This window comes from Rectinema subterraneum (assembly GCA_009768935.1).
Lineage (GTDB): Bacteria > Spirochaetota > Spirochaetia > Treponematales > Rectinemataceae > Rectinema > Rectinema subterraneum.
Genome location: WESA01000076.1, coordinates 1 through 6,659 on the forward strand (window position 1 = coordinate 1; position 6,659 = coordinate 6,659).

The 6,659-nt window shown below is 57.6% G+C and carries 5 protein-coding genes; all 5 read left to right on the forward strand.

Features of this window, described 5'->3' with window-relative positions; translation table 11 throughout:
* Positions 1-528, forward strand: a 528-nt coding sequence (locus GAP13_RS12300; RefSeq protein WP_158908592.1) for an N-6 DNA methylase, incomplete at its 5' end; no start/stop codon positions are given.
* Entirely contained in the window at positions 518-1,651 is a 1,134-nt protein-coding gene (locus GAP13_RS12305; RefSeq protein ID WP_158908593.1) for a PDDEXK nuclease domain-containing protein, read from the forward strand. The genes GAP13_RS12300 and GAP13_RS12305, both read left to right, overlap by 11 nt.
* Positions 1,641-3,011: a restriction endonuclease subunit S gene (locus GAP13_RS12310; RefSeq protein ID WP_158908594.1), complete on the forward strand. Its 1,371-nt coding sequence runs from the start codon at positions 1,641-1,643 to the stop codon at positions 3,009-3,011. Before GAP13_RS12305 ends, GAP13_RS12310 begins: the two co-directional genes overlap by 11 nt.
* Positions 3,008-5,287, forward strand: a complete 2,280-nt coding sequence (locus tag GAP13_RS12315) for an AAA family ATPase (protein ID WP_222126220.1) — start codon at positions 3,008-3,010, stop codon at positions 5,285-5,287. The genes GAP13_RS12310 and GAP13_RS12315 overlap by 4 nt, the downstream gene beginning before the upstream one ends.
* A partial coding sequence (locus GAP13_RS12320) for a type I restriction endonuclease subunit R (protein ID WP_158908595.1) occupies positions 5,284-6,659 on the forward strand: 1,376 nt, incomplete at its 3' end. The genes GAP13_RS12315 and GAP13_RS12320, both read left to right, overlap by 4 nt.

Here is a 6,659-nt window from a genome sequence, read left to right on the forward strand (position 1 = left end):
CAGTCCGGAGAGGGCGAGATCCGCAAAAACCTCATTGAGGCCAACCTTGTGGACTGCATGGTGGCATTGCCGGGCCAGCTCTTCTACTCCACCCAGATTCCGGCCTGTCTCTGGTTTTTGGCACGGGACCGCAAGGACGGCAGGTTCCGCGATCGCCGCGGCGAAATACTCTTTATCGACGCGCGCAAGCTGGGCCGCATGGTGGACCGCACCCATCGCGAATTGACCGATGAGGATATCAAAAAGATCGCCGACACCTATCACGCATGGCGTGGTGAAAAGGAATGTGGCCACTACGTCGATGTGCCTGGCTTTTGCAAAAGCGCTCCGCTGGATGAGGTACGCAAACACGGTTATGTGCTTACGCCCGGTCGCTACGTCGGCGCGGAAGCGCAGGAAGATGATGACGAGCCCTTCGAGGAAAAGATGCAGCGGCTCGTTGCGCAGTGGCGCGAACAAAAGGCCGAAGCGGCGAAGCTCGATGCGGCCATTGCCACCAACCTGAAGGAGCTGGGGTATGGCGAATAAGCCCCGAAAGCCGGAGCAGAACGCGCGTGTGCCCGAACAGACCGAAGCGCGCCGACCTGACGCAGGAGGTACCGGCGATCTCCCTGCGGATTACGCAACCCTGCTCACCGAACTCAAGCAGCGCATTCGGGAAGAGCGCGTGCGTGTGGTCCTCGCTGCCAACGCGGCCATGGTGCTGCTCTATTGGGATATTGGCCGCACCATTCTCCAGCAGCAAGCGCAGGAAGGCTGGGGAGCCAAAGTGATTGACCGGCTCTCGGCCGATTTGCGCCGGGAGTTTCCCGACATGCAAGGGCTTTCCCCGCGCAACCTCAAGTACATGCGCGCCTTTGCCGCAGCCTGGCCCGACCGCCACATTGTGCAAGAGGTGCTTGCACAAATCACCTGGTACCACAACATCGCTCTTTTGGATAAGCTGGATGTCCCCGAGGTTCGCCTCTGGTACGCGCGCAAAGCGCATGAAGAGGGCTGGAGCAGAAACATACTCGTCCTTCAAATCGAGCGGTGCCTCCACGAGCGGCTGGGCAAGGCCATCACCAACTTTCCCGCTACCCTGCCTCCGGCGGATTCCGACATGGCGGCACAAGTCTTCAAGGACCCGTACCTCTTCGACTTCCTCGGCACCGATGACCCGCGCCGCGAACGTGAGCTGGAACAAAGCCTCATAGACCACATCCAGCGCTTTCTCCTGGAACTCGGCGCGGGTTTTGCCTTTGTCGGGCGGCAGGTACTCCTGGAGGTCGGCGACCGGGACTTCTATGTGGACCTGCTTTTCTACCATCTCAAACTCCGCTGCTTCGTGGTCGTGGAGCTGAAAGCCGGACCCTTCGACCCAGCGTATGTGGGACAGATGAACCTGTACCTATCGGCCGTGGATGACCTCCTGCGCCATCCTGACGACAAGCCGACTATCGGTCTGTTGCTGTGCAAAGGCAAGGACCGGCTGGTGGTCGAGTACGCTTTGCGCGATGTGGCAAAACCCATCGGCATCGCTGAATGGGAGACCCGCCTTATGGCGACCCTGCCGGAGGAACTCAAACGCAGCCTGCCGACCGTGGAAGAGTTGGAGGCGGAGCTGGAAAATGTGGCAAACAAAACACAGGAGGAAGGGTATGGGGGGTGATGTAGCGCTCGATATGGAGAACAAAGGGTGGCTGTACCATCCCGACTATCCCGACGACTGGGAGCGGTGCCCTCTCTACTTGCTAGCACATTGGGTGAACGGACTCGCATTCCGAGATATTCAGTTCAGCTCTTCCGGGATGCCCGTTATCAAAATAGCGGAGATAAAGGGTGGAATCTCCGGACAGACTAAATTCACCGAGCAGACCTTTGACGATTCCGTGCGTGTCCACCATGGAGACCTGTTGTTCTCGTGGTCTGGTCAGCCTGAAACGTCCATTGACGTCTTTTGGTGGCGAGGACCGGAAGGCTGGCTGAATCAACATGTCTTCCGAGTGACGCCCGTTGAGGGCATCGATCCCACGTTTTTCTATTACCTCCTTCGCTACCTGAAGCCGAACTTCGTCGGCATCGCTCGAAACAAGCAGACCACTGGCCTAGGCCACGTCACAAAGCGCGACCTTGAGAACATCGAAGGCGCGTACCCTGAGCCGACCGAACAGCGCGCCATCGCCCACATCCTCGGCACGCTGGACGACAAGATCGAGCTGAACCGGCGGATGAGCGAGACGCTGGAGCAGATGGCGCGGGCGCTCTTCAAAGCGTGGTTCGTGGACTTCGAGCCTGTGCGCGCAAAAATGGAAGGTCGCTGGCGCCGTGGCGAATCCCTGCCCGGCCTGCCCGCCGACCTGTACGACCTCTTCCCCAACCGCCTCGTGGAGTCGGAACTCGGCGAGATCCCGGAGGGGTGGGAGATCGGCCGATTCGGCGATGTGGTCGAGCACCTGCGCGACCAGGAAAACCCGTTCTCGTCGCCCCAAACGCTTTACCAGCACTTCAGCATTCCGGCCTTCGATGAAGGGCAATGCCCGAAGGCCGAGTACGGTGCAACCATCAAGAGCCAGAAATGGCGCGTTCCGGTCGGAGTAGTCCTGCTCTCCAAGCTCAACCCAGAGATTGAGCGGGTCTGGCTGGTCGACATTCGTCCGGGCGAACATGCGGTGTGCTCGACAGAATTTCTGGTGCTGCGCGCACTCTCTCCGTTCACGCGAAGCTTTGTGTATTGCCTCGCGCGCTCCCCGCTGTTTCGCCAGCAGATCCAGGGTCTCGTGACAGGAACATCAAAGAGCCACCAGCGCGCCCAGGTCGAGTCGATTCTCAACCTCGGCATTGTCGTCCCCCCTTCCTCCATCGTTGCAGCGTTCGATCGTTCAGCGAACAACCAGCTTGCGCGAACCCTTGAATGCCGGCGCGAATCCCGCACCCTCGCCGCCCTTCGCGATACACTGCTACCGAAGCTCATCTCCGGAGAACTGCGGGTGAAAGACGCGGAACTGTTTTTAAAAGAGAGGGGGTTATGAAAGTTGAGCGTTTTTCTCGTCTCTGCGAGTGCGGTATTTTCCGCGACTTCAGTTGGCCATCCAAACTCCCTGACTTCGGGAAATTCAACCTTATCTACGGCTGGAACGGAACGGGCAAGACGACGCTCAGCCGATTGCTCCGAGACATGGAACTGCGCAGGCGACCTGGGATGGGAGATGTCACCATCCGCATCGACGGCCTCGAGGTCGGAGGCTCGGACTTCCCACATAGCACGCTTCCGGTGCGGGTGTTCAATCGGGATTTCATCAACGAAAGCGTCTTCCCAGTTGGCGGAGGAGATATTCCGCCAATCTTCTTTATTGGTAAGGAAAATGTCGAGAAGCAAAAGGAGGCGGGGCGTCTCAAGGAAGAACGGAGAGAAGAGGAAGCTAAGCTAAACGCCGCTCGCGACGCCAAACAGAAGGCGGAAAAGGAATTTGATCAACACTGCGTTGACCGCGCCAGAGTCATCAAGGACACACTCAGATCATCAGAAAAGCATCGCTATAACAACTACGACAAGGCAGGCTACAAGAACGATGCCGATATGATGTTAACCGGCGGCGATACTTCGGCCCATCTTCTCTCCGATGAGGAACGCGAGAAGCTGCTTGCTCAGATTCGCGCCACACCCAAGCAGAAGCTGGCAGAGGTCTCGTATAAGCTGCCATCGCTTCAAGATCTCGCCGAGTCGGTCTCAGAGATTCTGCAGACAACAGTCGTATCGAAAGCGATTGAGGCGCTGAAAGATGATCCGAGTCTCTCTGAATGGACACGCCAAGGGCTCCGTTTCCACAAGGAACGTGAGGCGGAGGTGTGTCTGTTTTGCCAGCAACCTCTCCCGGCTGGTCGCCTGGCTGCGCTCGAGGCCCACTTCAGCGCGGAATTCGATAACTTTCTGCGTAAAGTGGATCAGCGAATCACTGAGTTCAGATCCGCGCAACAGTCCTCTTCCAGTCTCAACCTGCCGAAACCGGCGGAACTCTACGAGGACCTAGCTGATGAATACTCGGCCGCTGAGGGGGCCTTGCGCGACGCTCTTCAAGTTGTGCAGGGCTTTCTGGGAGATTTGATCCGGGCATTGGGAGAGAAGAAAGCGAGGCCTTTCGATCGCTTGTCGTTGCCGGCCCATGTACCAGTTGTGGATCCCGCTGTTCTCGATAGGCTAAACGGGGTTATCCGCACACACAACCAAGCCTGCGACGACTTTTCGTCCCGGGTGAGCAAAGCACGCGAGTGCTTGGCTCTCGATATGATTGCTAAGAGGCTGGACGAGTTTGTGCGGCTCAAAGACGCGATTGACCGCACTGGCAAAGATCTCACTGCAACGGAAGGCGAACTACAGCGTCTCACAGACGTGATTGAGCGGTTGGAGCGCGAAATTGTCGAGCACCGGCAGCCCGCCGAAGAGTTGAACGACGACCTGCTGAATTATCTAGGGCACGAGGAATTGCGCCTGGAGGTCAAAGAAACCGGTTACAGAATCACGCGTAACGGCCAGCCAGCGTACAATTTAAGCGAGGGCGAGACGACCGCCATCGCACTGCTCTATTTCCTGAAGTCGCTCCGCGCCCGAAGCTTTGATATCAATCACGCTGTTGTTGTGCTCGATGACCCTGTGTCGAGCCTTGATGCGAACGCGCTGTACCTCGCCTTCGGATTCATCCGTGAGCGCACGAAGGATGTCGGCCAGCTGTTCATCCTTACCCATAACTTCACCTTCTTTCGCCAGGTGCGGTACTGGTTTCACCATTTGAAGGACCAGAATAAAAGGGATGTCGCCCAACGTCCAGCGCGCTTCTATATGCTTGACTGTGTGCGTGATGTTGGTCAGCGATGCACTAGCGTTCGTCCGCTTGATCGGTTGCTGGAGGAGTATGAGTCGGAGTATCAGTATCTTTTCGCTCGTATCTATCGGGCCGCGTCGGCTCCAGCGCCCGCTGCTTTAGAAGACAACTACATCCTCCCTAACATGGCAAGGCGGCTTCTAGAATCTTTTCTGTCTTTCCGCCAGCCTGGCGCTTCTGGTGAATTGTGGCAAAAGATGCAGAACGCGAAGTTCGATGAGGCTAAGAAGCTTCGTATTCTTCGATTCCTGCACACACATTCGCACAACGATGCTTTGGGTGAGCCTGAGCATGACCTGTCACTTATTGCCGAGGCTGGGTCAGTTATGAAGGATCTGTTGGAGTTTTTCGAAGCGCTGGACAAGGCGCACTTCGATGCGATGGTCAAGCTCGTGAGTTCGCCAGCGGCGGAAGAGGAGTTCGCATGACCGAGCGCTTCACTGAATCCACCGTCGAATCTGCCGCCCTTGCCTGGCTCGAAGCAGCCGGCTGGCAGGTGGCGTATGGTCCTGACATTGCACCGGGCATGCCTGCCGCTGAGCGAGTCGACTACAGCGAGGTGGTGCTGCCGCAGCGATTGCGCGATGCACTCGCGCGCCTCAATCCTGGTCTCCCTGCAGAAGCGCTTGAAGATGCCTTCCGCAAACTCACCCGCCCTGAGGGAGTAGACCTGATCCAGCGGAACCGCGCCCTGCATCGACTGCTCATAGAGGGCGTGAATGTGGAGTACCGCGACCCCGATGGCTCGATTCGCGGCGCCCAGGCACACGTCATCAGCTTCGACTTCCCACTTGCGAATGACTTGCTGGCAGTAAACCAGTTTACCGTCATTGAGAATAAACATGAACGACGTCCGGATATCGTCTTGTTCGTAAATGGATTGCCCCTAGCGATTCTCGAGCTTAAAAACGCTGCCAGCGAAAACGCCACCATCTGGACCGCCTATCATCAGCTCCAAACCTACAAGACCGAAATCCCATCAATCTTTTTGACCAATGCGGTGATGATCGTGTCTGACGGCCTTGAGGCCCGCGTAGGAACACTCAGCGCTGGACGCGAGTGGTTCAAACCCTGGCGAACAACCTCCGGCGAAGCATTGGCCGATGCGCGCCTGCCCGAACTGCAAGTCATGATTGAAGGCCTGCTTGTCCCGAAACAATTGCTCGCTCTGGTGCAACATTTTATTGTCTTTGAAGATGACGGCAGCCGTATCATCAAAAAAATGGCCGGCTATCATCAGTTCCACGCAGTACAAGTCGCGGTGCAGGAGACGCTGCGCGCTGCGGGGTTGGGGCGGTTGGAACACGTCAGCGAGCGCAGCGGCGGTCGCTTCATGGCAGGACCGAATCCTGCCGGCAAACGAGGTGACCGATGCGTTGGCGTAGTGTGGCACACCCAAGGTTCGGGCAAGAGCCTGACCATGGCCTTCTATGCCGGACGCATCATTCGAGAACCCGCGATGGCAAACCCGACCCTCGTGGTGCTCACCGACCGCAATGACCTCGATGACCAGCTCTTCAGAACCTTTTCGCACTGTCAGGATCTTTTGCGCCAGCCACCTGTACAAGCCGAGTCCCGCGCGCACCTGCGCAAGCTCTTGTCGGTCGATGCCGGAGGGGTGGTGTTTACCACCATTCACAAATTCTTCCCCGAAGAGAAAGGCGACCGACATCCCCTTCTATCGGACCGTCGTAACATTGTCGTTATCGCCGACGAGGCCCATCGCAGCCAGTACGACTTTATCGATGGATACGCCCGTCACATGCGCGATGCCCTGCCTCATGCCTCATTCATTGGCTT

Bases quoted from the DNA above. Each gene is read 5' to 3' on its own strand.
- GAP13_RS12305 (WP_158908593.1), top strand. From the start codon at position 518: ATGGCGAATAAGCCCCGAAAGCCGGAGCAGAACGCGCGTGTGCCCGAA.
- GAP13_RS12310 (WP_158908594.1), top strand. From the start codon at position 1,641: ATGGGGGGTGATGTAGCGCTCGATATGGAGAACAAAGGGTGGCTGTAC.
- GAP13_RS12315 (WP_222126220.1), top strand. From the start codon at position 3,008: ATGAAAGTTGAGCGTTTTTCTCGTCTCTGCGAGTGCGGTATTTTCCGC.